Source organism: Streptomyces europaeiscabiei (assembly GCF_001550375.1).
GTDB lineage: Bacteria > Actinomycetota > Actinomycetes > Streptomycetales > Streptomycetaceae > Streptomyces > Streptomyces europaeiscabiei.
On the sequence record NZ_LRTR01000883.1, the window covers coordinates 1 to 24,444 of the forward strand.

The 24,444-nt window shown below is 71.5% G+C and carries 21 protein-coding genes and 1 pseudogene; 13 read left to right on the plus strand and 9 right to left on the minus strand.

Going from position 1 to position 24,444, the window contains the following annotated elements:
* Nucleotides 1–271: 271 nt before the first annotated feature.
* Nucleotides 272–898: a dihydrofolate reductase family protein gene (locus AWZ10_RS44955; protein WP_046709458.1), complete on the minus strand. Its 627-nt coding sequence runs from the start codon at nt 896–898 to the stop codon at nt 272–274.
* A 225-nt stretch (nt 899–1,123) separates the two neighbouring features.
* Between AWZ10_RS44955 and AWZ10_RS44960 the strand changes: the two genes are divergently transcribed.
* A complete protein-coding gene (locus AWZ10_RS44960; RefSeq protein WP_060894106.1) occupies nt 1,124–1,927 on the plus strand; it encodes an SDR family oxidoreductase in 804 nt (267 codons plus the stop codon).
* 225 nt (nt 1,928–2,152) lie between these two features.
* On the opposite strand, the gene alc is transcribed toward AWZ10_RS44960, so the two are convergent.
* A complete protein-coding gene (alc, locus tag AWZ10_RS44965) occupies nt 2,153–3,283 on the minus strand; it encodes an allantoicase (protein WP_060894107.1) in 1,131 nt (376 codons plus the stop codon).
* A 52-nt stretch (nt 3,284–3,335) separates the two neighbouring features.
* A complete protein-coding gene (allB, locus tag AWZ10_RS44970) occupies nt 3,336–4,676 on the minus strand; it encodes an allantoinase AllB (protein ID WP_060894108.1) in 1,341 nt (446 codons plus the stop codon).
* A gap of 273 nt (nt 4,677–4,949) precedes the next feature.
* On the opposite strand from allB, the gene AWZ10_RS44975 reads away from it, so the two are divergent.
* Nucleotides 4,950–5,753 (plus strand): IclR family transcriptional regulator, encoded by an 804-nt coding sequence (locus AWZ10_RS44975; RefSeq protein ID WP_046708006.1) that lies wholly within the window; start codon nt 4,950–4,952, stop codon nt 5,751–5,753.
* Nucleotides 5,754–5,976: 223 nt separating this feature from the next.
* Here the strand turns inward: AWZ10_RS44975 and AWZ10_RS44980 are convergent, their stop codons facing one another.
* Complete coding sequence (locus AWZ10_RS44980) at nt 5,977–6,291, minus strand: DUF5955 family protein (RefSeq protein WP_046708014.1); 315 nt, start codon at nt 6,289–6,291, stop codon at nt 5,977–5,979.
* Nucleotides 6,292–6,527: 236 nt separating this feature from the next.
* Between AWZ10_RS44980 and AWZ10_RS44985 the strand changes: the two genes are divergently transcribed.
* Nucleotides 6,528–7,187 carry a nucleotidyltransferase family protein gene (locus AWZ10_RS44985; RefSeq protein ID WP_060894109.1) on the plus strand — a complete coding sequence of 220 codons (660 nt, stop codon included), beginning with the start codon at nt 6,528–6,530 and terminating at the stop codon, nt 7,185–7,187.
* A gap of 187 nt (nt 7,188–7,374) precedes the next feature.
* The gene (gene aceB, locus AWZ10_RS44990) at nt 7,375–9,000 is read left to right on the plus strand and encodes a malate synthase A (protein WP_060894110.1); all 1,626 of its coding nucleotides are present in this window, start codon (nt 7,375–7,377) and stop codon (nt 8,998–9,000) included.
* A gap of 9 nt (nt 9,001–9,009) precedes the next feature.
* On the opposite strand, the gene AWZ10_RS44995 is transcribed toward aceB, so the two are convergent.
* Complete coding sequence (locus AWZ10_RS44995; protein ID WP_046708009.1) at nt 9,010–9,321, minus strand: Rdx family protein; 312 nt, start codon at nt 9,319–9,321, stop codon at nt 9,010–9,012.
* Complete coding sequence (locus AWZ10_RS45000) at nt 9,318–10,232, minus strand: HipA family kinase (protein WP_046708010.1); 915 nt, start codon at nt 10,230–10,232, stop codon at nt 9,318–9,320. The genes AWZ10_RS44995 and AWZ10_RS45000 overlap by 4 nt, the downstream gene beginning before the upstream one ends.
* A gap of 451 nt (nt 10,233–10,683) precedes the next feature.
* Between AWZ10_RS45000 and AWZ10_RS45010 the strand changes: the two genes are divergently transcribed.
* Both AWZ10_RS45010 and AWZ10_RS45015 read left to right on the plus strand, forming a co-directional pair.
* Nucleotides 10,684–12,369, plus strand: coding sequence for a ribonuclease J (locus tag AWZ10_RS45010; protein WP_046708011.1), 1,686 nt, complete (start codon nt 10,684–10,686; stop codon nt 12,367–12,369).
* A 104-nt stretch (nt 12,370–12,473) separates the two neighbouring features.
* The gene (locus AWZ10_RS45015; protein ID WP_046708012.1) at nt 12,474–13,202 is read left to right on the plus strand and encodes a polyamine aminopropyltransferase; all 729 of its coding nucleotides are present in this window, start codon (nt 12,474–12,476) and stop codon (nt 13,200–13,202) included.
* Between the two features lie 379 nt (nt 13,203–13,581).
* Here the strand turns inward: AWZ10_RS45015 and AWZ10_RS54860 are convergent, their stop codons facing one another.
* A complete protein-coding gene (locus AWZ10_RS54860; RefSeq protein WP_060894112.1) occupies nt 13,582–15,387 on the minus strand; it encodes an IucA/IucC family protein in 1,806 nt (601 codons plus the stop codon).
* Between the two features lie 372 nt (nt 15,388–15,759).
* Between AWZ10_RS54860 and AWZ10_RS45025 the strand changes: the two genes are divergently transcribed.
* The 3 genes from AWZ10_RS45025 (at nt 15,760) to AWZ10_RS45035 (ending at nt 19,530) form a co-directional block, all read left to right on the plus strand.
* The gene (locus AWZ10_RS45025; RefSeq protein WP_060894113.1) at nt 15,760–17,274 is read left to right on the plus strand and encodes an IucA/IucC family protein; all 1,515 of its coding nucleotides are present in this window, start codon (nt 15,760–15,762) and stop codon (nt 17,272–17,274) included.
* Between the two features lie 121 nt (nt 17,275–17,395).
* Complete coding sequence (locus tag AWZ10_RS45030) at nt 17,396–18,664, plus strand: VWA domain-containing protein (RefSeq protein ID WP_107084711.1); 1,269 nt, start codon at nt 17,396–17,398, stop codon at nt 18,662–18,664.
* A 71-nt stretch (nt 18,665–18,735) separates the two neighbouring features.
* The gene (locus tag AWZ10_RS45035) at nt 18,736–19,530 is read left to right on the plus strand and encodes a hypothetical protein (RefSeq protein ID WP_060894114.1); all 795 of its coding nucleotides are present in this window, start codon (nt 18,736–18,738) and stop codon (nt 19,528–19,530) included.
* 555 nt (nt 19,531–20,085) lie between these two features.
* Here the strand turns inward: AWZ10_RS45035 and AWZ10_RS45040 are convergent.
* On the minus strand, nt 20,086–20,727 hold the full coding sequence (locus AWZ10_RS45040) for a winged helix-turn-helix transcriptional regulator (RefSeq protein WP_060894115.1): 642 nt from the start codon (nt 20,725–20,727) through the stop codon (nt 20,086–20,088).
* Nucleotides 20,728–20,812: 85 nt separating this feature from the next.
* Between AWZ10_RS45040 and AWZ10_RS45045 the strand changes: the two genes are divergently transcribed.
* The gene (locus tag AWZ10_RS45045; RefSeq protein ID WP_060894116.1) at nt 20,813–22,021 is read left to right on the plus strand and encodes a pyridoxal phosphate-dependent aminotransferase; all 1,209 of its coding nucleotides are present in this window, start codon (nt 20,813–20,815) and stop codon (nt 22,019–22,021) included.
* Nucleotides 22,022–22,205: 184 nt separating this feature from the next.
* On the opposite strand, the gene AWZ10_RS45050 is transcribed toward AWZ10_RS45045, so the two are convergent.
* The gene (locus AWZ10_RS45050; protein ID WP_060894118.1) at nt 22,206–22,853 is read right to left on the minus strand and encodes a class I SAM-dependent methyltransferase; all 648 of its coding nucleotides are present in this window, start codon (nt 22,851–22,853) and stop codon (nt 22,206–22,208) included.
* Between the two features lie 135 nt (nt 22,854–22,988).
* Between AWZ10_RS45050 and AWZ10_RS45055 the strand changes: the two genes are divergently transcribed.
* The 3 genes and pseudogenes from AWZ10_RS45055 to AWZ10_RS45065 form a co-directional block, all read left to right on the plus strand.
* Entirely contained in the window at nt 22,989–23,522 is a 534-nt protein-coding gene (locus AWZ10_RS45055) for an HAD domain-containing protein (RefSeq protein WP_046708613.1), read from the plus strand.
* Between the two features lie 44 nt (nt 23,523–23,566).
* Complete coding sequence (locus AWZ10_RS45060) at nt 23,567–24,166, plus strand: histidine phosphatase family protein (RefSeq protein WP_060894117.1); 600 nt, start codon at nt 23,567–23,569, stop codon at nt 24,164–24,166.
* Between the two features lie 47 nt (nt 24,167–24,213).
* Nucleotides 24,214–24,444 (plus strand): annotated as a pseudogene (locus AWZ10_RS45065) (hypothetical protein); the annotation flags it as partial.

Here is a 24,444-nt window from a genome sequence, read left to right on the forward strand (position 1 = left end):
CGTGGCGGCGCCCTGCGGGCCGGCGGCGACGGTGCCGCCGGCTCGGAGGGCGGACAGGAGGGCGGCTGCCGCTCCGATGTGTGTTGCTCGTGCATGTGTTGCTCGTGGGGGGAATCGCATGGCCCCATGATGACGCGCGTAGACAGTGACATGTCAATGACAATTTCCATGATTTTCCCGGCGCGTCCGCTAGGTCTTCGGGGAGTCGACCGGTGTTCACGAGGGCACCCGCGATCTTCACACGCGTCGACCGCGGGCAGCCCGGCGCAGGTCAGGCGTTCTCCGGGAGTTCGTACGTGCCGTACTCGGGGCGACCCACGCGCTCGTAGGACTGGATCGAGACGCCGGTGCTCGTGATGCTGCCCCCGGCATGGCGGAACGCTGTCGGGAGAGCGCCCTCGGCGAAGAGGCGGCGGCCCGCGCCGAGGACGACCGGGAACGTCAGCAGGTGCAGGGTGTCGACCAGGTCGAGGGCGAGCAACGACCTCGCGAGGTCTCCGCTGCCGTGGACCTGCACCTCGTCGTCGGTGCGCTCCTTGAGGGCGGCGACCTCCTTGGCGAGGTCACCCGAGAGCACGGTCGTGTCGTTCCATTCGGGATTGGTGAGGGTGTTCGAAACGACGTACTTGGGCAGGGAGTTGAGCTTCTCCGCGACCGGATCCGCCGGGTCGGTGACCTTCGGCCAGTGGGCGGCGAAGATCTCGTACGTCCTGCGGCCCAGCAGGAAGGCGCCGACGCGGCCGAAGACTCCGTCGATGAACCGTCCGAAGTCCTCGTCCCCGTACGGGACGCTCCAGCCGCCGTGCTCGAAGCCGTCGCGGCGGTCCTCGTTGGGGCCGCCGGGTGCCTGGTGGACGCCGTCGAGGGTGACGAAGGAGGTGAGGGAGAGCTTGCCCATGGTGAATGCCTGCTTTCGATGCGCGGGGGCGGGGCCGTTGTCCGGCCGAGGGGGCGTTGTCCTGTGGGTCCGTTGTCCGTGAGCTCTTTTGTCATCAGGGCAGACCCCGGTGGTGCCCGCAACTCATCGGTGGGCCGAGGATCCGGGGCCGCGGAACACTCCGGGTGGGACCTCGACGTCCGTTCGCCGCCAGCGGTCGGGCGGGGTGGGAAGTGGGATGGGGGCATGACTGAATCAAACGGAGATCTGAACGACGGCGGCCCGTCGAACGGCGGCAGCCTTTCGCGGGGCGATCGGCCTCTCGACGGCAAGGTCGCGCTCGTGACCGGCGGCAGCCGTGGCATCGGTGCCGCCACGGCGGTGCGGCTGGCCCGGGACGGCGCGGACGTGGCCGTCACGTACATGCGCGGCAAGGAGGGGGCCGAGGAGGTCGTACGGGCCGTGGAGGCGCTCGGGCGGCGGGGAGTGGCCCTGCGCGCGGACTCCGGGGACCCCGAGGAGGCGGCGGGCGCGGTGCGCCTGGCGGCCGAGGCGCTGGGCGGGCGGCTGGACGTGCTCGTGAACAACGTCGGTGTCGGGGTGCTGGGGCCGCTGGAGAGCCTGCCGCTCGCCGACGTGGACCGGGTGCTCGCCGTGAACGTGCGGGGTGTCTTCCTGGCGTCCCAGGCAGCCGCGGCCCGGATGGGACGCGGCGGTCGGATCATCACCGTGGGGACGTGTATGACGCAGCGGGTGCCCGGTCCCGGCGGGACGCTGTACGCGATGAGCAAGTCGGCGCTGGTCGGGTTGACGAAGGCGCTGGCCAGGGAGCTGGGTGGGCGGGGGATCACCGCGAACGTCGTGCATCCGGGGCCGACGGACACGGACATGAATCCGGCGGCTGGGCCGTATGCGGCGGGGCAGGCGGGGATGACCGCGCTGGGGAGGTTCGGGACGGCTGCGGAGGTGGCGTCGATGGTGGTGTATCTGGCGGGGGCGGAGTATGTGACCGGGGCGGAGTTCTCGGTGGACGGGGGGCATGCGGCGTGAGGGGAGCGCCCCAGCCGCCCCTACCCGTCCTGCCCGTCCTGCCCGTCCTGCCCGTCCCCCAGGAGCACTGCCCCTTCGCCCCCCGGACTGCCTCTGGGGGCTGCCCCCCAGCCCCCGCCCGGGGGGTGCGGGGCGGCCCGCGTGCGTGCATCCGTGCCGGAGTGTCGTAGCTTGTCGCGCAGCCCCCCGCGCCCCGGCATGCGAGGGGCTGCGCCCCTTGATCTCCTAGCCGCCCAGTTCCTGGTGGCGGGCCGACAGGCGGGTCTCGCCCTCTTGCGTCAGTGAGCCGAAGAGGCGCAGACGGGAGATGCCGCCGTCGGGGTAGATGTCGACACGGCCATGGGTGGCCACGACCGGGGCGTCGAGGACGAAGCGGTGGGTGGTGTCGGGCTGGAGACGGGTGCGGGGGAGGATCTCGGTCCAGTCGCCGTCGTCGCCGTCCTTCACCGAGACCGTGGCCCAGCCGGCCGCGTTGCCCTTGAGGTACGCCGTGTCGATCTCCAGGGCCCGGATCTCGGACTGGGCGGCCAGGCGGTAGCGGATCCAGTCGTTGCCCTGGTCGCGGCGGCGGCGGGTCTCCCAGCACTCGTGCATCACCCGGGCGCGGCCGGGCTGGATGGTGTTGGTGGCGGGTGAGTAGAAGAGGTTGGAGGCGTCCTCGGCCCGGCCGCCGTTCTCCAGGGCGACCACGTCGAAGGTGCCGAGGGCCGCCAGCCAGGCCGGGTCCGGCACGACCTCGCCGTACACGCGGAGGCGGGCGATGCCGCCGTCGGGGTGCTGGTTCAGGCGGAGATGGGTGAAGCGCTGCTCGACGGAGACCTGGAAGCCGTTCGCCGCGTGGCCGCCGACCGGGGTGCGTGGGACGAGGGTCGTCCACTTCACGTCGTCGGCGAGCAGTTCCTCCGGCGACGGGGAACCGGACACGGACGCGCCCTCGACGGAGACCGCCTGCGGGTAGTTGCCGCGGAAGTGGGCCGTGTCGACGACGATCCCGCGGATCACGCCGGGCGCGCCGAGACGGATCAGGGCCCAGTCGTGGTCGTCGGCCGTCGGCCAGGGGTGGTCGGCCGAGGCGCCCCGGCGGCGCCGCGTCTCCCAGCCGTCCATGATCTTGCCCTTGTGCCCGAAGTGCTCGGGGTCGAACTCGGCGCGTTCGGGCACCAGCAGGTTCTCGCGCTGGGCGAAGAACTCGTCGTTGGCTGCGACCACACCGGCACCGAGCCTGCGGTCGGCGAGGTCCGCGTACCGGGTGAAGGGAAAGCCGGCGGTGCGGTAGTCCGCGTACGGGTCACCGCCGCCGTACGGGCTCGCGTCGCCGGTGAAGCTCGCCAACGGGGAGTGCTGCTGCGCCGTCACGATGATCAGGTCTGCCTTTCGGTTGTCGGCCGCTGCGGGTGCGGAGGGTGGATCAGGGGGTCCGGGTGAGCAGTTGTCCCTTCGGGGCGGTGAACTCGCCGTCCACGACGATGCGTTCGCCGCGCAGCCAGGTGGACCTGACCACGCCGTACAGGGTTCTGCCGGCGTACGCGGTGACGCGGTTGCGGTGGTGCAGTGCGGCCGGGTCGACGGTGAAGGTCTCGTCCGGGGCGAGGACGGCGAAGTCGGCGTCGCGGCCCGCCTCGATGGCGCCCTTGCGGTCGTCCAGGCCGACCAGTTCGGCCGTGCGTGACGACATCCAGCGGACCACGTCCTCCAGTCCGTGGCCGCGCCTGCGGGCCTCCGTCCAGACCGCCGCGAGGCTCAGCTGCAGGCCGGAGATGCCGCCCCAGGCGGTGGCGAAGTCGTCGGTCTTCAGGTCGGCCGTCGACGGGGAGTGGTCGGTGACCACACAGTCGATCGTGCCGTCCGCGAGGGCCTGCCAGAGGAGGTCCTGGTTGGCGGACTCCCGGATGGGCGGGCAGCACTTGAACTCGCTCGCCCCGTCCGGGACTTCCTCGGCGGTGAGAGTGAGGTAGTGCGGGCACGTCTCGACGGTGATGCGTACGCCGTCCCGCTTGGCCTCGGCGATCAGCGGGAGCGCGTCGCTGGAGGAGAGGTGGAGGACGTGGACGCGCGCGTCGAGCCGCCGTGCCTCGGCGATGAGGGTCGCGATGGCGGTGTCCTCGGCGTCGCGCGGGCGGGATGCGAGGAAGTCGGCGTACCTGGGGCCGCCCTGCTGCGGGGCCGCGTCGAGGTGGTGCGGGTCCTCGGCGTGGACGATGAGGAGTCCGCCGAAGCCGGCGATCTCGGCCAGGGACCGGGCGAGTCCGTCCTGGTCGAGGTGCGGGAACTCGTCCACGCCCGACGGCGACAGGAACGCCTTGAAGCCGAAGACCCCGGCGTCGCGCAGGGGACGCAGGTCCTTGACGTTGGCGGGCAGGGCACCGCCCCAGAAGCCGACGTCGATGTGGGCCTTGTCGGCGGCGACCTCGCGTTTGGTGCGGAGATGGTCGACCGTCGTGGTCGGTGGGAGGGAGTTGAGCGGCATGTCGACGAGGGTGGTGATGCCGCCGGCCGCCGCGGCGCGCGTGGCGGTCCAGAAGCCCTCCCAGTGCGTGCGGCCGGGGTCGTTCACGTGCACATGGGTGTCGACGAGGCCTGGCAGCAGGACGTGGTCGCCGAGGTCCTCCAGACGGGCGCCGGACGGTACGTCGGCGTCGTACGGGAGTACGGCCGTGATCGTGCCGTCCGCGACGGTGACCGCGGCGGGGCGCGATCCGTCGGGGGTGATGACGCGCGTCGAGCGCAACACCAGTTCAGCCTCGGACACCGGGACCCCTCTCGCCGTACCGCTGTTCACTTCCGCGTAACGGTATTTACTTCCGCGTAACGGAATTCAACGTTCTGTTGAAGGAGTTTTCACCCCCGCCCGCACCCCGTCAAGGGCACACCCCTCCACTGTGCCCCCACCCCATCCACTCTGGATGTTTTCACAAGACGGAATTAGACTTCCACTGAGCAGAACGTAGTGACGCGCAAGCGAGTAGTCAATGAACTGCCCGGTAGGCTGCGACCTCCCCTGCCATCCGAAAGGACCGCGCCCGTGCCGACGTCCAGCGCCAGCGCCCACACGACCGACTCCCCCAAGTCGTCCTCCGGCGGTGTCCAGTCCCTCGAGCGCGCCTTCGATCTGCTGGAGCGGATGGCGGACGCGGGGGGCGAGGTGGGCCTCAGCGAGCTGTCCGCGAGCAGCGGGCTGCCGCTGCCGACCATCCACCGGCTGATGCGGACACTGGTCGTCTGCGGATACGTGCGCCAGCAGTCCAACCGGCGGTACGCCCTCGGCCCGCGTCTGATCCGCCTCGGCGAGTCCGCGTCCCGGCTGCTCGGCACCTGGGCGCGCCCCTACCTCGCGCGCCTCGTGGAGGAGACCGGCGAGACGGCGAACATGGCGCTCCTCGACGGCGACGAGATCGTGTACGTCGCCCAGGTGCCGTCCAAGCACTCCATGCGGATGTTCACCGAGGTGGGCCGCCGGGTGCTGCCCCACTCCACCGGCGTCGGCAAGGCCCTCCTCGCCGACTTCCCGGCCGACGAGGTCCGCGCCCTGTTGGCCCGCACGGGCATGCCGGCCGCCACGGACAAGACGATCACCACCCCCGACGGCTTCCTCGCCGCCCTCCACGACGTACGTGCCCTCGGCTACGCGGTCGACGACAACGAACAGGAGATCGGCGTCCGCTGCCTCGCCGTCTCCGTCCCCAACTCCCCCACCGCCGCGGCCATTTCCATCTCCGGCCCGGCAGGCAGGGTCACCGAGACGGCGACGGAACGCATCGTGCCGGTGCTGCAGCAGGTGGCGGTGGAACTGTCGGAGGCGTTGGCGAGTTCGACGCCGGGAAACTGAGGGGCCCGGTGCCCGGCTGCGGATGAACGGGCACGCCCCGAGAAGCACGGGACGCAGCCCCGCTTTTCGGGGGCGTGGGGAACTGCGCGGGGAACGGTGCGAGCAACCACGGCGTACCCGCGCCCGGGGGCAGAGGGGAACCGCCCCCTTGAGAATGGGACGGGCAGGTACGGGCAGGTACGGGCAGGTACGGGCTGGGGCGGCGGGGGCGAAGAAGCCGCACTCAGCGCCGCGGCGGCTCCCCGAACAGCTCCACCGCCGTACGAACGTCCGCCAGACCCCTGGCCAACGCACTCACCGACCCGATGGACCCCGCGATCAGCAACAGGGACCGCCGCAACCGCGGAACCTCGGGCATACCGGTGACAGCCATCGCCGCAAGCGCCGCCAGCTCGTCCTCCGCGATCCCGCGGTCGGGGAACTCCGCCGGGTGTACGGCCAGTTCACGACGCAACCGGGACACGGCCGAGCGCAACCCCGCCACTTTCGGATCCTCGTCACTGCCGGTCACTGGCCTCTGCCCCAAGCTCCGCAACACAGCCCTCTCCCCCCTCTCGCCCACTCCGTCGTGCGCGAGTCACGGCCGTGCGCCCGGGCACGGCCCGCCACCCGGTGGCGTCGGTCGGGCGCCGGGGGTGGCGCGGGCCAGTAAACGCCAACCGTGTGGCGAACGCCACTACGGGGAACGAAATTCAGTCCCCGGGCACCACAAAGCCGACGCCCGGCCCGTCCGACTTCACCAGCCATCCACGCCGGGTCGGGTATGCAGGGGACATGACGTACCACGAGGCCCGGAACCCAACCCGGAACGCGGCCCGGCCCACAGCCCCTGACGCGACGGCCGGCAGGGGCGACGTCGTCGGGCTGCTGCTGGCCGCCGGGGGCGGGCGGCGCCTCGGCGGCCGGCCCAAGGCCCTACTGACCCACCGCGGCCGCCCCTTGGTCGAACACGCGGTCCAGGTGCTGCGGGCGGGCGGCTGCGCCCGGATCCATGTGGTCCTCGGCGCCGAGGCCGCGACCGTACGCGCCCGGGCCGAACTACCCGGCTGCGTACTGGTGGACAACCCGGAGTGGGCCGAGGGCATGGGCTCGTCGCTGCGGGCCGGACTGCAGTCGTTGACCGGGACGGGTGCCGACGCCGTCCTGGTCTCGCTCGTCGACCAGCCGGGCATCGGCCCGGAGGCGGTGGCCCGCGTCCTCGCCGCGTACCGGTCGAGCGGTTCGCTCACGGCAGCCGCGTACGACGGCGTGCGGGGACACCCCGTCCTCTTCGGCGCCGACCACTGGGCGGAGATCGCCACGACCGCCACCGGCGACCGAGGGGCGCGCGCCTACCTGAGGGCCCACAGCGAAGCGATCACGCTCGTCGAATGCGGGGACGTGGCACGGCCGTACGACATCGACACCGAGGCCGACCTCGCCCACCTGGAGTGAACGGGGTGACACCCGGCGCCACCCTGCCTCGCCCCAAAGAATCTCGACATCAACAAAACATTGAACTTCCACCATGAGGAAACTAGTATCCACTGCTCAGAAGCGCCCGACTCATCCGAGGGTGTTCACTGCCCGACCCGGGTCGACCGACACCCGGTGCCACGCCCGCTGAAGGAAGTGACAGCTCATGTCCGCACCAGCGCCGTCCCCGCTGGCCATCGTCGACGCCGAGCCCCTGCCCCGCCAGGACGAGGTCCTCGACCCCGCCGCCCTCGCCTTCGTGGCCGAGCTGCACCGCCGGTTCACGCCGCGGCGTGACGAACTGCTGGCCCGCCGCGCCGAGCGTCGCGCCGAGATCGCCCGCACCTCCACACTCGACTTCCTCCCGGAGACCGCCGCGATCCGCGCCGACGACTCCTGGAAGGTGGCCCCCTCCCCGGCGGCCCTGGACGACCGCCGCGTCGAGATCACCGGCCCGACCGACCGCAAGATGACGATCAACGCCCTCAACTCCGGGGCGAGGATCTGGCTCGCGGACTTCGAGGACGCCTCCGCGCCGACGTGGGAGAACGTGGTCCTCGGCCAGGTGAACATGGCCGACGCCTACACCCGGAACATCGACTTCACCGACGAGCGCACCGGCAAGTCGTACGCCCTGGGCCCCGACGAGGAGCTGGCGACGGTCGTCATGCGCCCGCGCGGCTGGCACCTCGACGAGCGCCACCTCGTCGACGCCGACGGCACCCCCGTCCCCGGCGCGCTCGTCGACTTCGGCCTGTACTTCTTCCACAACGCCCAGCGGCTCCTTGACCTCGGCAAGGGCCCGTACTTCTACCTCCCGAAGACGGAGTCGCACCTGGAGGCCCGCCTCTGGAACGAGGTCTTCGTCTTCGCGCAGGACTACGTGGGCATCCCGCAGGGCACCGTCCGCGCGACCGTCCTGATCGAGACGATCACGGCCGCGTACGAGATGGAGGAGATCCTCTACGAACTCCGTGACCACGCCTCGGGGTTGAACGCGGGCCGCTGGGACTACCTCTTCTCCATCGTGAAGAACTTCCGTGACGGCGGTGCCAAGTTCGTCCTCCCGGACCGCAACGCCGTCACGATGACGGCCCCGTTCATGCGGGCGTACACCGAACTCCTCGTCCGCACCTGCCACAAGCGCGGCGCGCACGCGATCGGCGGGATGGCCGCGTTCATCCCGTCGCGGCGCGACGAGGAGGTCAACAAGGTCGCGTTCGAGAAGGTCAAGGCCGACAAGGACCGTGAGGCGAACGACGGCTTCGACGGCTCCTGGGTCGCCCACCCCGACCTGGTCCCGATCGCGATGGCCTCCTTCGACGCGGTTCTCGGCGACAAGCCGAATCAGAAGGACCGCCTCCGCGAGGACGTCGACGTCAAGGCCGCCGACCTGATCGCCGTCGACTCCCTCGACGCCAGGCCGACGTACCCCGGTCTCGTCAACGCCGTCCAGGTCGGCATCCGTTACATCGAGGCCTGGCTGCGCGGGCTCGGCGCCGTCGCGATCTTCAATCTCATGGAGGACGCGGCCACCGCCGAGATCTCCCGCTCCCAGATCTGGCAGTGGATCAACGCGGGCGTCGAGTTCGAGAACGGCGAGAGGGCCACGCCGGAGCTGGCCCGCAAGGTCGCCGCCGAGGAACTCGCCGCCCTCCGCGCCGAGATCGGCGAGGAGGCCTTCGCGGCCGGCCACTGGCAGCAGGCCCACGACCTGCTCCTCCAGGTCGCCCTCGACGAGGACTACGCCGACTTCCTGACCCTCCCGGCGTACGAGCAGCTCAAGGGCTGACCCACTGTCCTATTCCGGCGCGGCCTTGTCCGGCGCGGCCTTGTCCGGCGCGGCCCTGTCCGAGTGGCCCAGGGACTTTCCCGGGGCCACTCGGTCGCGTACGGCCTGCTTGACCGCCGTCGGCTCGGGGAAGCCCTGGTCGCGGCGGTCCCACACCACCTCGTCGTCGACCCGGACGACGAAGACGCCACCGGTGCCGGGCTTCAGCGACAGCTCGGTCAGCTCCGTCTCGAAGGTGGTGAGCAGTTCCTGCGCCAGCCAGGCCGCACGCGGCAGCCAGCGACACTGGGTGCAGTACTCGATCTGTACGACGGGACTCATCCGAGGTGCACCGACCAATCCTGTTCCGCCGCCGGTTCGCCGTGCAGGTCAGGGACCCGTTTGAGCCAGTTCGGACGGCCTCGCTGTGTCTTCGCCGCACGCAGGGCCTCCTCGGCGGCGAGTTCCTCCCGGGTGGGGAAGTCGGTGGGGAGCCAGGCGGCGGAGGCCTCCACACGCGCGCGGAGGTAGTGGACGTAGGCGTCTCGGACCTCGGCGGGCGACGTGAAACCGTCCTCGGTGGGCAGCCAGGCGTCCGGGACCTCGGCGACGATCCGCCGCAGCAGTTCCTCCGTCACCCTCGGCGCGAGTTCGGCGTCCGCCGCGCGCACGTCGGGGGCGTAGTGGCCCAGGGCGTGGTGGCGGAAGTCGTACGCCTTGGTGGGGTCGGAGGCGTCCCAGCGGTGGTGGAAGACAAGGGCAGCGCCGTGGTCGATCAGCCACAGGCGCGCGGGCGCGATGCCGAGCGTGGGCCAGATCATGAGGTTCGAGCTGTGCACGGTGCGGTCGACGTTGACCGTGAGGGCGTCGAGCCAGATGATCCGGCCGGCTTCGAGGGGGTCCACCCGGAACGCCTTCGCGACCTCCGGGGTGAAGTCCCTCGCGCCCGGCAGATAGTCCATGCCGAGGTTGAGACCGGCGCTCGCGCCGTGCAGCTCCCGCACCTCCTGGTGGGGCTCGCTCTCGGCGATCGCCGGGTCGAAGTGCGCGAGGACCAGTTCGGGGAAGCGCAGGCCGAGCGCCCGCGCCAGCTCACCGACGATCACCTCGGCGACCAGCGCCTTACGCCCCTGCGCCGAGCCGGTGAACTTCACGACGTAGGTGCCCAGGTCGTCCGCTTCGACGATCCCGGGGACGGAGCCGCCCGCCCGGAGGGGTTCGATGTAGCGGGTTGCGTTGACTTCCCTCAGCATTTTCTCAGGCCACCCACTCCATTGACCTTGCAATTCATGATCACCTTCGAGGCACCGAACAGCGGGAACCGCCCGTCGTCAGCCCTGGGGAAGATCTGGGAGGTCTGGACCGACATGCGGATCTCCCTGCCTCCCCAGCAGTCCGTCGATGGCCGTCCGCCCCGGCTTCCGGCTTCCGGCTTCCGGCTTCCGGCTTCCGGCTTCCGGCTTCCGGCTTCCGGCTTCCGGCTTCCGGTATGAAGTGAGCATAGTAACCAAGGGTGATCGATGATGCGGAGTGCAGAGCCACCGTGCCCCGGTCGCTCGATCGCTTCGGACCCGGGCGCGACCGCCTTCCCCGTGACCTGTCTCTCCCCCGGGCCATCACCGAGGTGCCCGACAGCACACCGCGCCTCGCGTCCACCGTGCGGGCAGTGGATCAGCACGGCGCACTCTTCGATAACGTGGGGCTATGAGCCATCCGCACCCAGAACTAAAAGCCGCCCCGCCGCTCCCTGACGGAGGACTGAGGGTCACCGCCCTGGGTGGCCTGGGCGAAATCGGCCGCAACATGACCGTGTTCGAGTACGCCGGCAAGCTGCTGATCGTGGACTGCGGTGTGCTGTTCCCCGAGGAGAACCAGCCGGGCGTGGACGTGATCCTGCCCGACTTCACCTCCATCCGGGACCGCCTCGACGACATCGTCGCCGTCGTCCTCACACACGGCCACGAAGACCACATCGGCGGCGTGCCCTATCTGCTGCGGGAGCGGTCGGACATCCCCCTCGTCGGCTCCAAGCTCACCCTCGCCTTCATCGAGGCCAAGCTCAAGGAGCACGGGATCAGGCCCCGCACGGTGCGCGTGCGCGAGGGCGACCGGCGCGGCTTCGGCCCCTTCGACTGCGAGTTCGTAGCCGTCAACCACTCCATCCCGGACAGCCTCGCGGTGGCCCTGCGCACCGGAGCCGGGATGGTGCTGCACACCGGTGACTTCAAGATGGACCAGTTCCCCCTTGACGACCGCATCACCGATCTGCGTGCCTTCGCCCGCCTCGGCGAGGAGGGCGTGGACCTGTTCCTCACCGACTCCACCAATGCCGAGGTCCCCGGCTTCACCACCTCCGAACGCGAACTGAACCCCGCGATCGAACAGGTGATGCGCACCGCACCGCGGCGGGTCATCGTCTCCAGCTTCGCCAGCCACGTGCACCGCATCCAGCAGGTCCTGGACGCCGCCCACCAGCACGGCCGCAAGGTGGCCTTCGTGGGCCGCTCCATGGTCCGCAACATGGGCATCGCCCGCGATCTGGGCTACCTCAAGGTCCCGTCCAACCTGATCGTGAACACCAAGGAGCTGGAGAAGCTCCCTGACCACAAGATCACCCTGGTGTGCACCGGATCCCAGGGCGAACCGATGGCCGCCCTGTCCCGGATGGCCAACCGCGACCACCAGATCCGCATCGGCAAGGGCGACACCGTCCTGCTCGCCAGCTCCCTCATCCCCGGCAACGAGAACGCGATCTACCGGGTGATCAACGGCCTGACCCGGTGGGGCGCCAACGTCGTCCACAAGGGCAACGCGAAGGTGCACGTCTCCGGCCACGCCAGCGCCGGCGAACTCGTCTACTGCTACAACATCGTCCGACCTCGCAACGTCATGCCCGTGCACGGCGAGTTCCGTCACCTGCGGGCCAACGCCGACCTCGCCATCCGCACCGGCGTCGACCCCGACCGCGTCGTCATCGCCGAGGACGGGGTCGTCGTCGACCTCGTCGACGGCCGCGCCTCCATCACCGGCAAGGTGCCCGCGGGCAACGTCTACGTGGACGGTATGGAAGTCGGCGGCGCCACCGAGGCGTCCCTCAAGGACCGGGTCACCCTCGCGCAGGAGGGCGTCATCACGGTCGTGGCCATCGTCGACGCCGACACCGGCGGGCTGGCCGAGGCCCCCGACTTCCTGGCTCGCGGCTTCGTCCACGACGACACCACCTTCGAGCCGGTCATCCCCGTCATCGAGAAGACACTGGCCACCGCTGCCCAGGAGGGCGTCGGCGACGCCCACCAGCTCGAACAGCTCATCGCCCGCGCCGTGGCCAACTGGGCCTTCCGCACTCACCGCCGCAGGCCGCTGATCATCCCCGTCATCATCGACGCCTGACCGGGCCACCACCTCAGCTCCCCGCCCCCACACGGCGGCGGACCATGCGTCGAGCCACGCCGGGAACAGCCCCGTGCATCCACGAACGTCAGAAAGGTGAACGGATGGGCCCGCGCTTGGAGGAGATCGACTGGCAACCGACGCCGATCGGTGAGATCAGTCTGCGCCGACGGCGCGATCCGGTCTCGGGAGCCGACGTGTACGAGGTGAAACTCGGCGACGAGTTCCTGATGTCCAGCCTCTTCACCAGCGGCGAGATCGCGCTCACCGAGCTCGCCCTGGCGGAGCTGCCGGACACCGAACTGGACGTGGCCGTCGGCGGACTGGGACTCGGCTACACCGCCCAGGCCGCCCTGGACGACCCCCGGGTGCGCTCGCTGACCGTGATCGACGCGCTCGCCGAGGTCATCGACTGGCACCGACGGCACCTGGTGCCCCTCGGAGCCCGGCTCACGTCGGACGACCGCTGCCGTCTGGTCCACGGCGACTTCTTCGCGCTGGCCGCCGACGCCGGCGGTCTGGACCCCGAGGAGCCGGGGCGTCGCTTCCACGCCATCCTGCTGGACGTCGACCATTCACCCCGCCATGTGCTCCACCCGCGCCACGCGGCGCTCTACCAGCCCGCCGGGCTCCGCGCTCTCGCCGCGCACCTCCACCCCGACGGGGTGTTCGCCCTGTGGTCCAACGACCCGCCCGACGACCTGTTCACCTCCGCACTCACCGAGGTCTTCGCACGAGCAGCGGCCCATGTCGTCGAGTTCGACAACCCCCTGCAGGGCGGCACCTCGACCAACACCGTCTATCTGGCGGGCAAGGCACCGAACACGCCGTAGGAGGCGAGCGGCAGCCGGCTGCGGCTGCCGCTCGCACAAGGCGGAATCGGCTCGCCTCGTCGGTGGCCGGGTCCCTGTTGGCAGGGCCACTGTCAGGCAGGGCCTCGACCGCCGGGGCCTGGTCGCCGTCGCCTTCGTGTCGCTCGCGCCGCCACGCCGGTGAGAGACGCCGAAGGACTCATCCGCGCGGGCGGCCGGCTACATGTGCAGCGGCATCGCCGCAGGTCCGCGCCGCCCAGTGGACACGTTCACGACGTAGGTCCCCCGGTAGTCGGCTTCGACGACCGCGGGGACGGAGCCGTCGGCCCGGATGGGGTCCCGTGTCGAACCGCGGTCGCTTCGCGCTGGGCACCGGCCGCCGGTCGCCGGCCGCGGCAAGTCAGGCAGACGATCGGCCGCTTCGGCCGGGCGTCCGTCTGATCGGGTTGGGCAGCGGAAGGTACCGCGCGTCCGCGCCGTCCGCTCCCGTCCACCTCAGCAGCAGATTCGTCTTGCCCGGCAGTGTGGGCGAGTCGAGGAGGTCGGCGACCTCCGGCACCTCGCCGTGGCACGCCAACTGCTCGCGTACGGCGGGCCAGGGGTCCACCCCCGGGTGGTGTTCGGCAAGGGCCGCCGCGACCTCCAGGAGGTTGTTGACGAAGAGGCAGTAGACCAGCCGTTCCCAGCCTGCCGCGCGTGTCACGTCCGGGACGAGCTTCACGCCCTCGGCGTCCCGGTAGACGGCCCGCACGGGCGCACCCGAGGGGTCGCAGGCGATGAGGGTGTTCTGCAGATGGGCCTCCAGGACGACACCGTGGCCGTGGAAGGCGGTGAGAGCCGGGGGTACGACCGCGCGCAGATACGCCTCCCACCAGGCCTCGGGGTCGGCGGCGTGGGCCAGCGGGTTGCCCGGGAACGCCCCCGTGCCCTCGGTGAGGGCGGCGGCGAGGAAGGGGGTCGTGCCGGGGGGCACATGGCCGCGCAGGCCGTCCCGGACCAGTACCGCCAGTTCCTCGAGGGCGAAGGCGGCGGTGCGATAGCCGCGGTCGCTCAGCCAGGCGCCCGGCGCCCCGGCGAAGGCCTCCGTGACCGCCTGGTCCGTCCGGCGCAGCTTGAGCAGGTCGTGGCGCCACAGGCGGCGGATGTCGTTGGTGATCCGCACGTCCAGGCTGAACTTGAGGAAGAGGTCGGAGGCGGCGGCGACGGCGCCTTCGGACGCGGTCCCGGACGCGGTCCCGGACGTGGTGCCGGACGCGGTCCCGGACGTGGTGCCGGACGCGGTCCCGGACGTGGTGCCGGACGCGCCGGACGCGGTCCCGGACGTGGTGCCGGACGCGGTCCCGGACGTGGTGCCGGACGCGGTCCCGGACGTGGTGCCGGACGCGGTCCCGGACGTGGTGCCGGACGCGATCCCGGACGCGACCTCGGGTACGTACACCGTGCGGATCGCCGCCGTCGGCCATACCTCACCGTCCGCCGGGCCCAGGCGTACGAGGAGGCCGTCGGCGAAGGCGTCGGCCAACCCCCCGCCCACCAGGTCGAGTTGCCAGGGGTGGGCGGGAAGGAGCCGGTAACCGGGCGGGGCCGTGCCGAGCGCGTCGAGGGCGGTGGTGTCGCCCTCCTCGACCACCGCGTCCTCGCGGACCCCGAGGAGGGTCAGCGGGAAGTGGGCGTACGCCTCGGGCGCGTACGGCAGCCAGCCGGCGGCCGGACCGCCACCGCGGGCCTTGGGGGCGGGGTGGAACGGGTGGCCGGTGATCAGGGACTGCTCGGAGCGCCGGTACGGGTCCTCGGGCGCCGGCGTGTGGGCGCGCGCGGTCAGGATGGCCGCCACGGCCTCGCGGCTGTCGAGCATCTCGGCGGGCAGCTCGGAGTTGGACAGGCCGGTGAGGGCGCGGAGTTCCTCGGCGACGAGCTTGACGAGTTCGGTGTGGGTGAGCGGGTGCCAGGTGCCCGCCGTGCGCACTTCGGGGCGGGTGGGACGCCGGGTGCCGTGTACGCGCAGGAGGCGGCCGTCGGCCTTGAGCCGGTGCACCACGGTCGCGCCCGACGACTCGACCGGTGCTCCCGCCTCCCGCAGAAGACAGTTGAGCAACGGTGCGGCGGCGTGGGCGTCAGCGGCGGTGCCGATGCCGTCGCGCGACGAATCGTCGTCGCGGGGCGGGTTGGCGTCGTCGCGGGGCGGGTTGGCGTCCACGGGGTCCATTCGTTCCTTACGGTGCACTCGTGATCAGTATGTCTGCCCGTCGGGCTCCGCCGTGAAGCGGTCGTGCGCCGCTCCGGCGGGAATCGGCCGTGCCCCGTCCCGTTCGGGTGGGGAGGGACGGGCCGCTGCCGCCGCCGTCGCGAAGCGGCCACACGGCGATTCGTCGCGTGGCCGCATGCGTCGTGTCGGAGGCGGGCGGGCAGTGGTCGTACGCCGACGTCGATGGCGATGCGGCTCCCGTCCCGCCCACGCCTCGCCCCAGCCCCAGCCCCAGCCCTGACAGCCGTACTCGCACCCGCACCCGCACCCGCACCCGCACCCGCACCCGCACCCGCACCACCCTGCCCCGTCCCGCACCCGAGGAGCCCGTCCGTGGACCGTCACCCGTTGTCCGACGCCTACGCCGACGCCGAGGCGGCGCTCGGCGCCGAGCTGGGCGCCCTACGCCCCGATCTGACGCTGCCGTACACGGCCGCGCTGCCCGGCGCCCGAGCTGCCGTACTGTCCCGGCTGTGGCGGGGCCTCGTCCATGAGCCGCTGCCCTGGGTGGTGCGCCGGGACGCGGCCGGGGGCGAGGGGGTCACGCTCCATCTCTCCGACGGCCGCCGGCTGCACGGCCCGGCCGTGGACCCGTACGGAACCGCCGCACACGTCGAGGAGGTGTGGTTCGACGAGCGGTCCTACGATCGTCCGGCGCGGCTCATGACCGCCCTGGCCGTTCCGCACAGCGCCGCCTTCGCCGTCGAACTCGACCACAGCGTGGCCTCGTTGGCACTGTCCCGCGCCGATCAGCCGTCGGCCGCGGAGGAACCGGTGACCAGCTGGGGGTGGGAGCAGCTGATCGTCGACGGCCATCCCTTCCACCCCAACTGCCGTTCCCGGCCCGGATTCTCGGCAGGTGACCAGCTCGCCTACGGGCCGGAGCACCGGCAGGTCGTACGACTGGGGCTGGCGCCGGCGGAGGACGCGGTGGTCGTCGGGGAGTGGCCGGCGGAGTTGCGGGACGGCGGGCGGGTGCTGGTCCCGGTGCATCCGTGGCAGGCGGCCCATGTGCTCAAGTGCCCCTTGGGGGAGGTGATCGAGGCCCATCCGCTGATGTCCCTGCGCACCCTCGCCCTGGCGGACGGCGGGCCGCACGTCAAGACCGCGCTGAGCGCCCGGCTGACCTCGTCCGTGCGGGACATCTCGGTCTACTCGATCGAGACGTCGGCGATCGTGTCGGACTTCATGGCGGAGGTCGCCGCCCGCACCGACGGGCTGCTGCACGTGACGCGGACGCTGGGCGCGGTCACCGCCGGTTCGCCCGATCTGGCGGCGGTGCTGCGTGAGTCGCCGGAGACGTACGCGGACACGGCGACCGGTGAGCGGGTCCTGCCGGTGGCCGCGCTCGCGACGACCGAGCTGCCCCGGTCGCCGTCCTGGCTGGCGGAATTCACCCGGCTCGCGCTCACGGTCTCCCTCCGCCTGCTCGACCTGGGCGTGGCCCTGGAGGCGCACGGCCAGAACCTTCTGGTGGTCCTCTCCCCGTCGGGTGCCCCCCGCCGCCTCGTCTACCGCGACCTCGCGGACATCCGGGTCAGCCCCGCCCGCCTCGCCCGGCACGGCATCACCGCCCCCGCCATGACCGGCCGCATCATCACGGACGACGAGACCACCCTGCGCCGCAAGCTGTTCGGCGCCCTGCTCACGGGCACGCTCGGCGCCACGGCCGGTTCGACACCCGTCCTGCGCGAGGCGCTCTCCGGCGCCGTACGGGAGTTGCCGCACACCCCCGATCTCCGCACGCTGCTGGAGGGGCCCGTACCGACGAAGGCGTTGACGCTGATGCGTCTTTCGCCGGAGCGGCCCGGCGACATCTGGGCGGAGGTACCCAGTCCGCTGCGGTGAGCGGCGGGGTGCGAGAGGGACGGGCGGCGAGCGGCGGGTTCGGGGCCCTGGCCCGTTGTCCGCCCGGTGAACAGGTGGTCTCGTTTTGAAGCGTGACCCCTTGGATCAATAGGATCCGCCGATGATCACAAGACAACGGCTGACAGCAGGGGTGTTCGTCCTGCTCGCCGTCCTGACGGCCGGGATCGCGGTCCCGACCACGGCCGTCGCCGACGAGACCACGGCCACCGCGCCCAAGGTCAACCTCCTGCTGGACGTCAGCGGTTCGATGCGGGCCAAGGACATCGACGGCCAGTCCCGTATGGCCGCGGCGAAGCAGGCGTTCAACGAGGTACTGGACGCCACACCCGAGGAGGTCCAGCTCGGCATCCGCACCCTGGGCGCCGACTACCCCGGCGACGACCGGAAGACGGGCTGCAAGGACACCGCGCAGCTCTACCCGGTGGGGCCGCTGGACCGCACCGAGGCGAAGACGGCGGTGGCGACGCTCGCCCCGACCGGCTGGACCCCGATCGGCCCCGCGCTGCTGAAGGCGGCCGACGACCTGGAGGGCGGCGAGGGCACCAAGCGCATCGTGCTGATCAGCGACGGCGAGGACACCTGCGCCCCGCTCGACCCGTGCGAGGTGGCCCGCGAGATCGCGGCGAAGGGTATCGGCCTGACCATCGACACACTCGGCCTGGTCCCGAACGCCAAGATGCGCCTGCAGCTGAGCTGCATCGCCGAGGCGACCGGCGGCACGTACACCTCCATCGAGCACCGCGACGAACTCACCGATCGTGTCAACCAGTTGGTCGACCGCGCCGCCGACCCGGTGGTCGTGCCGAAGGCCGTCGAGGGCGCCGAGGCGTGCGCGCAGGCGCCCACCCTCACCTCGGGTCTGTACACCGACCGCGAGGAGTTCGGCCGGCAGCGCTGGTACCGCGTGGACGTCGAGCCGGGCCAGGAGTTGCGCGCCTCGGTGAGCGTCGCGGCCGACCGTGACGTCAACCCGGACTACGGCGTGCTGCTGCGTGCGGTGACCGCCGAGAACCGCGAGATCGTACGCGGCGAGGCGGCCGGCAACGGCCGTACCGACGTCATCTCGACCGGTCTGCGCTATCCCAAGGCGGAGGCCGAGGGAGAGGAGGACGAGTCCACCGCCGAGTCCGTATGTCTCCAGGTGACCCACTCCTACTCGCCGGCGAGCGGTGTGAAGAGCACACCCGGTCTGCCGCTCGAAATCACCGTCGACGTCGTGGAAGGGCCCGACCCAGCGAGCGACGTGGCCTCGTTCGGCCTCGGCCGCGGCTGGTGGCTGCTCGGTGTGCTGGTGCTCGTCGGGTTCCTGGCGGGTGTGCTGTGGGGCTGGCTGTCACGCTGGCGGCTCGCGGTCTGGAGGACCAACTGATGCGGATCACAGGCGTGTTGCGTACGAGGACCAGTACAAAGAGAGCTACGAAGAGGGCACTGGCCCAGGTGATGACGGCCGGGCTCCTGCTGCTCGGCACCGCCGTCTCCCCCGCCGTCGCCGACTCCACCCCCTCCGCGAGCCCCTCGGAGGACGGTGACGCGCCCACGAAGGCGGGCACCTCCTTCCGTACGGCCACGGAGTTCGAGCAGGGCCGGACCGCCACGGCGAGCGCCTCGACCGGTGACTACCTGTACTGGTCGTTCCCGGCCGACGCCGGCCAGCGGCCCACCGTGCGGGCGGCCGTCAAGCTGCCCGAGGGTGCCGAGTCCTCCTCCACCTGGCAGCTCGACGTGTACGACGGACTGCGGCGCCGCCAGGCCTGCCAGTACGGCGCACAGACCCGGACCGCCGGCGCGGGGGCGGCCTCGGTCGAGCTGTCCTGCACCCTGCGCACCGTCCGCGCCTGGTCGGAGCAGTGGGCCGACGACCCGCTGCCGGGCACGTACTACGTCCGCCTCACCACGACCCGGCTGGCCACGGCCGACCTGGGGCTGCCCGTCGACACCGAGGTCGAGGCCGACTCGAAGGACATCGGCGGCGCCGCGGCCGTCGACGGCTCGCTGGCGCAGCCGTTGGTACCCGGCATCGCCGTCACCTCGTCCCAGGAGGACGACGAGGACTCCTCCACCGAGGCCGTCCTGTCCTCCCTCGAACCCGACGACGGCTGGGCCTCCGGCTGGTGGAGCGACCGCTGGGTCTGGTCGGCGCTCGGCGCGGCCCTGGCGGCGCTGGCGGGCATCGGCGGCTACTCCCTGACCCGGGGTGCGGGCCGACCGACCCGGGTGCCACCGCCGGGTGCCTGATCGCTCGTCAAAGGCCCGCCGAACCATGCCGGTTCGGCGGGCCTCTCGCGCTGTCGGCCACGTCCGCGTCGACCCCGTCCGCGGGCCCGGTGGGGGCTGGTCGCGCAGTTCCCCGCGCCCCTGAGAAGCAGGGGCTGCGCGCCGCGCTTCTCGGCACGCCGGGCCGTTGCCTTTCAGACCCGCAGAGCCGTTGCCCTCAGCCCCACAGGACCATTGTCCTCAGGCTCGCAGGACCGTCACCTCACACCCACAGGACCGCTGTCGTCAGGCGCGCAGGGCCACTGTCGTCAGGCGCGCAGGGCCACTGTCCTTCAAGCGCGCAGGACCGGTTGTTCAGACCCGCAGAGGCCGCTGCCCTTCAGGCCCGCAGGGCCGGTGTTCTTCAGGCCCGCAGGGCCGGTGTTCTTCAGGCCCGCAGGGCCACTGTCCTTCAGGCCCGCAGGGCCGGTGTTCTTCAGGCCCGCAGGGCCTGGTCCTTCAGGGGCGCGGGGAACTGCGCGACCAGCCCCCACCGGACCCGCGGCCGACGAAGGACCCACCCCACGTCCCCCTCACTCACGCCTCCCGCAACTCCTTGGCGAGAGCTCCCTCCCCCACCACCTCGACCAGACCCTGCCGCACCGCCTCCCGCAGCCCCAACTCCCCCCGCCCGAGCGCACCGCAGGTGCCCGCGTCGAGAGACAGCCGTACATCCGCCTCCCCGGGCGCGGGCCCCTCCCCGTACACCGACCCCTCCCCGGCGCCCACCCACACGTGGAACTCCCCCTCCTCCAACCGGACTTCGACAAGCCCAGCACTCCCCGCGCTCACACCCTCCAACCCCCGCAACAACGGCAACGCGAACCAGTGCGCCCGTACCGCATCCGTCGCCCGCCGCTCCCCGAGCGCACCCTCTCCCCACGCCCCGAGCGCCTGCAGCACCGGCAGCAACTCCCGTCCCCGCGGGCACAGTTCGTACACATAGGCCGCCCCCGGCGGCGGCAGCCGACGCCGCGTGGTCAGCCCGTCCCGCTCCATGCCCTTCAGCCGCGACGCGAGGACGTCCGTGCTGACGCCCGGCAGGTCCGCGTGCAGGTCCGTGTAGCGACGCGGCCCGGCCAGCAGTTCACGCACGATCAGCAGGGTCCAGCGGTCACCGACGAGGTCGAGCGCGCGCGCGGCGGAACAGTACTGGTCGTAGCTTCGACGAGGTGACATGGGACGCAGTCTAGACATGTCATTGGACTTTCCAAGCGCCTACTTGGTAAAACCAAGCAACACAACGAACCGGAGGGCTAGGCGCATGGAGTTCCGGCAGTCGAGCAAGCTCAGCGAGGTCTGTTACGAGATCCGCGGCCCCGTGATCGAGCACGCCAACGCACTGGAGGAGGCGGGCCACAGCGTGCTGCGCCTCAACACCGGTAACCCCGCCCTCTTCGGCTTCGAGGCGCCGGAGGAGATCATCCAGGACATGATCCGGATGCTCCCGCAGGCCCACGGCTACACGGACTCGCGCGGCATCCTCTCGGCCCGCCGCGCGGTCGCCCAGCGCTACCAGGACCGGGGCCTCGACGTCGACGTGGACGACGTCTTCCTCGGCAACGGCGTCTCCGAGCTGGTCTCCATGGCCGTACAGGCGCTGATCGAGGACGGCGACGAGATCCTGATCCCCGCCCCCGACTTCCCCCTGTGGACAGCGGTGACCACCCTCGCCGGCGGCAAGGCGGTCCACTACCTCTGCGACGAGCAGGCCGACTGGTACCCGGACCTCGACGACATGGCGTCGAAGATCACCGACCGCACCAGGGCGGTCGTCATCATCAACCCGAACAACCCCACGGGCGCGGTCTACCCCAAGGAGATCATCGAGGGCATCCTCGACCTGGCCCGCCGCCACGGCCTGATGGTCTTCGCCGACGAGATCTACGACCAGATCCTGTACGACGACGCCGTCCACCACTCGGCCGCCGCGCTCGCCCCCGACCTGGTCGTCCTCACGTTCTGCGGGCTGTCCAAGACGTACCGCGTCGCGGGCTTCCGCTCCGGCTGGCTGGTCGTCACCGGCCCCAGGCAGCACGCCCGCAACTACCTGGAGGGCCTGACGATGCTGGCCTCCATGCGGCTGTGCGCCAACACGCCCGCCCAGTACGCCATCCAGGCCGCGCTCGGCGGCCGCCAGTCCATCACCGACCTCACCACGCCGGGCGGCCGCCTGCACGAACAGCGCAACGTGGTGTGGGAGAAGCTCAACGAGATCCCCGGCGTCTCCTGCGTGAAGCCCAAGGGCGCCCTCTACGCCTTCCCCCGGCTCGACCCCAAGGTCCACAAGATCCACGACGACGAGAAGTTCGTCCTGGACCTGCTCCTGAGGGAGAAGATCCAGGTCGTCCAGGGAACCGGCTTCAACTGGCCCACCCCCGACCACTTCCGCATCCTCACCCTCCCGTACGCGGACGACCTGGACGCGGCGATCAGCCGGATCGGGCGGTTCCTGAGCGGGTACCGGCAGTAGGAGGAGGGGCGGGCCGACAGTCGCCCGGCCCCCGGTAGCCGACCTCGGCGTGCGCGACCCGGAGCCGAAACGGACGTGCGGAGCCCGACGGCTCCCCCGGCCGGCGGGTCGGATGTGGTCACGTGCTCGATGGCGCGGGCTCGATGGCGCGGGCTCGTACCCAGCCCCGGCCTGGGCCCTGGGCCTAGGCCTTGCGGGCGAGCAGGTGAATCTCCTGGAACTGCCTCCGGTCGGTGGGCTGAGGCTCACGAACCATTCGGGCCACCTCGACCAGCCCCGACCTGCGCAGCAGCGCGGCGAGGTGATCGGGCCACCACCGGTAGGCCGGCGCGACTGCGTGGTCGAAGACCTGCGTCGGGTGAGACGGATCGTCACTTGCCGAAAAGCCGACCAGAAGGTGCCCGCCAGGTGCCAGCACACGATGGAACTCCCCCAGGATGACGGGGAGTTCCTGCGGCGGAGTGTGGATGACGGACCAACGGGAGAGCAGGCCGCCCAGCAGGCCGTCAGCAATGTTCAGCGCGGCCATCGAGCCCACGTCGAACCGCAGACCCGGATAGGCATGCCGAGCCAGCTCGATCATCGCGGGAGAGGCGTCGACACCGAACGCCGTCACCCCCAGTTCATCCAGATAAGCAGTGATATCGCCAGGCCCACACCCCAGGTCCGCGACCCGCCCGTCCCCACTCGCCTTCGCGGCCTCGGCGAAAGCGCCCAGGATCGCGCGATCCAGGGGCCTGTCACGCAAGGCGTCGCGAAACAGCTCCGCGTACGTGGAGGCGGCAGCGTCGTAGGCCTCGCGGATGGCACCGAGGACGTCATGTTCGACCATGCTCGCGACAGTAGTCCCCGACACCGGCCCGCAACGCGCCCCCCACGCAGGGCCCTTGCTCCTCCGCCCAGCCGCGCCCCACGTCGAGGACGGCCGGGCCAGATGTGAACACGCCGGCCTGGGTAACTCCTTGTCATGACTGACCGACCGCTGCTCCTCCTCGACGTCGACGGCCCCCTCAACCCCTTCGGCGCCCGGTGGTGGCGTCCGCGCGGCTATGTGACCCGCCGGGTGCACCCCTCGAACTGGTCCTCGCGACAGAAACCGGGATCCCGGCGGCTGCGCCGCGGCCTGCGGATCCGGCTCAATCCGGCGCACGGGGAACGACTGCTCGCGCTGCCCTACGAGTTGGCGTGGGCGACGACGTGGATGCACGAGGCCAACGAGATGATCGGGCCGGTGATCGGGCTGCCGCGCGATCTGCCGGTCATCGAGTTCGACAACCTCTTCGCCGCGGATGCGGAGGGCCTGTACTGGAAGACCCGGCGGGTTCTGGAGTGGGCGGCGGGACGGCCGTTCGTCTGGGTCGACGACATGATCACCGACGTAGACGTACGGCATGTGGCCGAGCACCACGACACGCCGGCGCTGCTGCTGCGGATCGATCCGCGCCGGGGGCTTCGGGAGGAGGAGTTCACGGAGTTGGAGCGGTGGGCTCGTGCCCTGTGAGGCGTGGGGGCGTCGTCGGTGCGGCGGGCTCGTAGCCTGGAGGCATGGGTGATCTTCTTCTTGTGCGGCACGGTGAGACCGAGTGGTCGGCGTCCGGTCAGCACACCAGCTGGACCGACCTCTCACTGACGGACCACGGCCGTGAGCAGGTGAGCGGCCTCGCCCCGCTGCTCGGCTCGCACCGCATCGGCGCCGTCTTCGTGAGCCCTCTGAAGCGGGCCCGGGAGACCGCGGAGCTGGCCGGGCTCACCGGGGCGCGCGTCGACGCGGATCTGGTCGAGTGGGACTACGGCGGGTACGAGGGGATCACGACCGTCGAGATCCATCGCACCCGGCCGGACTGGTTCCTGTTCACGGACGGGGTCGCGCCCGGGCCGCCGGAGCATCCCGGGGAGAGCCCGGAGGAGGTCGGGGCGCGCGCCGACCGGATGCTGGCGAAGGCGCACGCGGCGCTGGGGAACACCGACGGGAGCGTGGTGCTGGTGGCGCACGGGCACTTCCTGCGCGTCCTGACGGCCCGCTATCTCGGGCTGCCCGCCTCCGGAGGCGCACTGTTCCAGCTGGCCACGGGCACGGTCTGCCGGCTCGGCACGGAGCATGGGCGTCCGGTCGTCGCTGGGTGGAATGTCAGACCCTCCTCGTAGTCTTCGAGTGGGTCGACCCACGGTCGGCTCGCGTGAGGGAGGGTGCCGTGACACGACCGCCGACCGCCGCCCAGCGGCGGATCATGGACGCCGCCGAGCCGGTGACCGGGCGGCTGACGGGTACGGAGGCGCAGCTCGCGGCGCTGGTGAAGCGGGGGCTGGCCTTCCGGCATCCGCGTCCGCCGCACGACCACTTCCTGACACCGGCCGGGCATCGCGTACGGGACACGGCACCGGCCGACGTCACGGAGACGGCTCCGAAGGCCGCCGCCCCCGCC

Excerpts from the sequence above, each read along its gene's own strand:
- AWZ10_RS44955 (WP_046709458.1), bottom strand. The coding sequence starts at position 898 with ATGGGCAAGCTCTCCCTCACCTCCTTCGTCACCCTCGACGGCGTCCAC.
- AWZ10_RS44960 (WP_060894106.1), top strand. The coding sequence starts at position 1,124 with ATGACTGAATCAAACGGAGATCTGAACGACGGCGGCCCGTCGAACGGC.
- AWZ10_RS44985 (WP_060894109.1), top strand. The coding sequence starts at position 6,528 with ATGACGTACCACGAGGCCCGGAACCCAACCCGGAACGCGGCCCGGCCC.
- aceB (WP_060894110.1), top strand. The coding sequence starts at position 7,375 with ATGTCCGCACCAGCGCCGTCCCCGCTGGCCATCGTCGACGCCGAGCCC.
- AWZ10_RS44995 (WP_046708009.1), bottom strand. The coding sequence starts at position 9,321 with ATGAGTCCCGTCGTACAGATCGAGTACTGCACCCAGTGTCGCTGGCTG.
- AWZ10_RS45000 (WP_046708010.1), bottom strand. The coding sequence starts at position 10,232 with ATGCTGAGGGAAGTCAACGCAACCCGCTACATCGAACCCCTCCGGGCG.
- AWZ10_RS45010 (WP_046708011.1), top strand. The coding sequence starts at position 10,684 with ATGAGCCATCCGCACCCAGAACTAAAAGCCGCCCCGCCGCTCCCTGAC.
- AWZ10_RS45015 (WP_046708012.1), top strand. The coding sequence starts at position 12,474 with ATGGGCCCGCGCTTGGAGGAGATCGACTGGCAACCGACGCCGATCGGT.
- AWZ10_RS54860 (WP_060894112.1), bottom strand. The coding sequence starts at position 15,387 with ATGGACCCCGTGGACGCCAACCCGCCCCGCGACGACGCCAACCCGCCC.
- AWZ10_RS45030 (WP_107084711.1), top strand. The coding sequence starts at position 17,396 with ATGATCACAAGACAACGGCTGACAGCAGGGGTGTTCGTCCTGCTCGCC.
- AWZ10_RS45035 (WP_060894114.1), top strand. The coding sequence starts at position 18,736 with ATGACGGCCGGGCTCCTGCTGCTCGGCACCGCCGTCTCCCCCGCCGTC.
- AWZ10_RS45040 (WP_060894115.1), bottom strand. The coding sequence starts at position 20,727 with ATGTCACCTCGTCGAAGCTACGACCAGTACTGTTCCGCCGCGCGCGCG.
- AWZ10_RS45045 (WP_060894116.1), top strand. The coding sequence starts at position 20,813 with ATGGAGTTCCGGCAGTCGAGCAAGCTCAGCGAGGTCTGTTACGAGATC.
- AWZ10_RS45050 (WP_060894118.1), bottom strand. The coding sequence starts at position 22,853 with ATGGTCGAACATGACGTCCTCGGTGCCATCCGCGAGGCCTACGACGCT.
- AWZ10_RS45055 (WP_046708613.1), top strand. The coding sequence starts at position 22,989 with ATGACTGACCGACCGCTGCTCCTCCTCGACGTCGACGGCCCCCTCAAC.
- AWZ10_RS45060 (WP_060894117.1), top strand. The coding sequence starts at position 23,567 with ATGGGTGATCTTCTTCTTGTGCGGCACGGTGAGACCGAGTGGTCGGCG.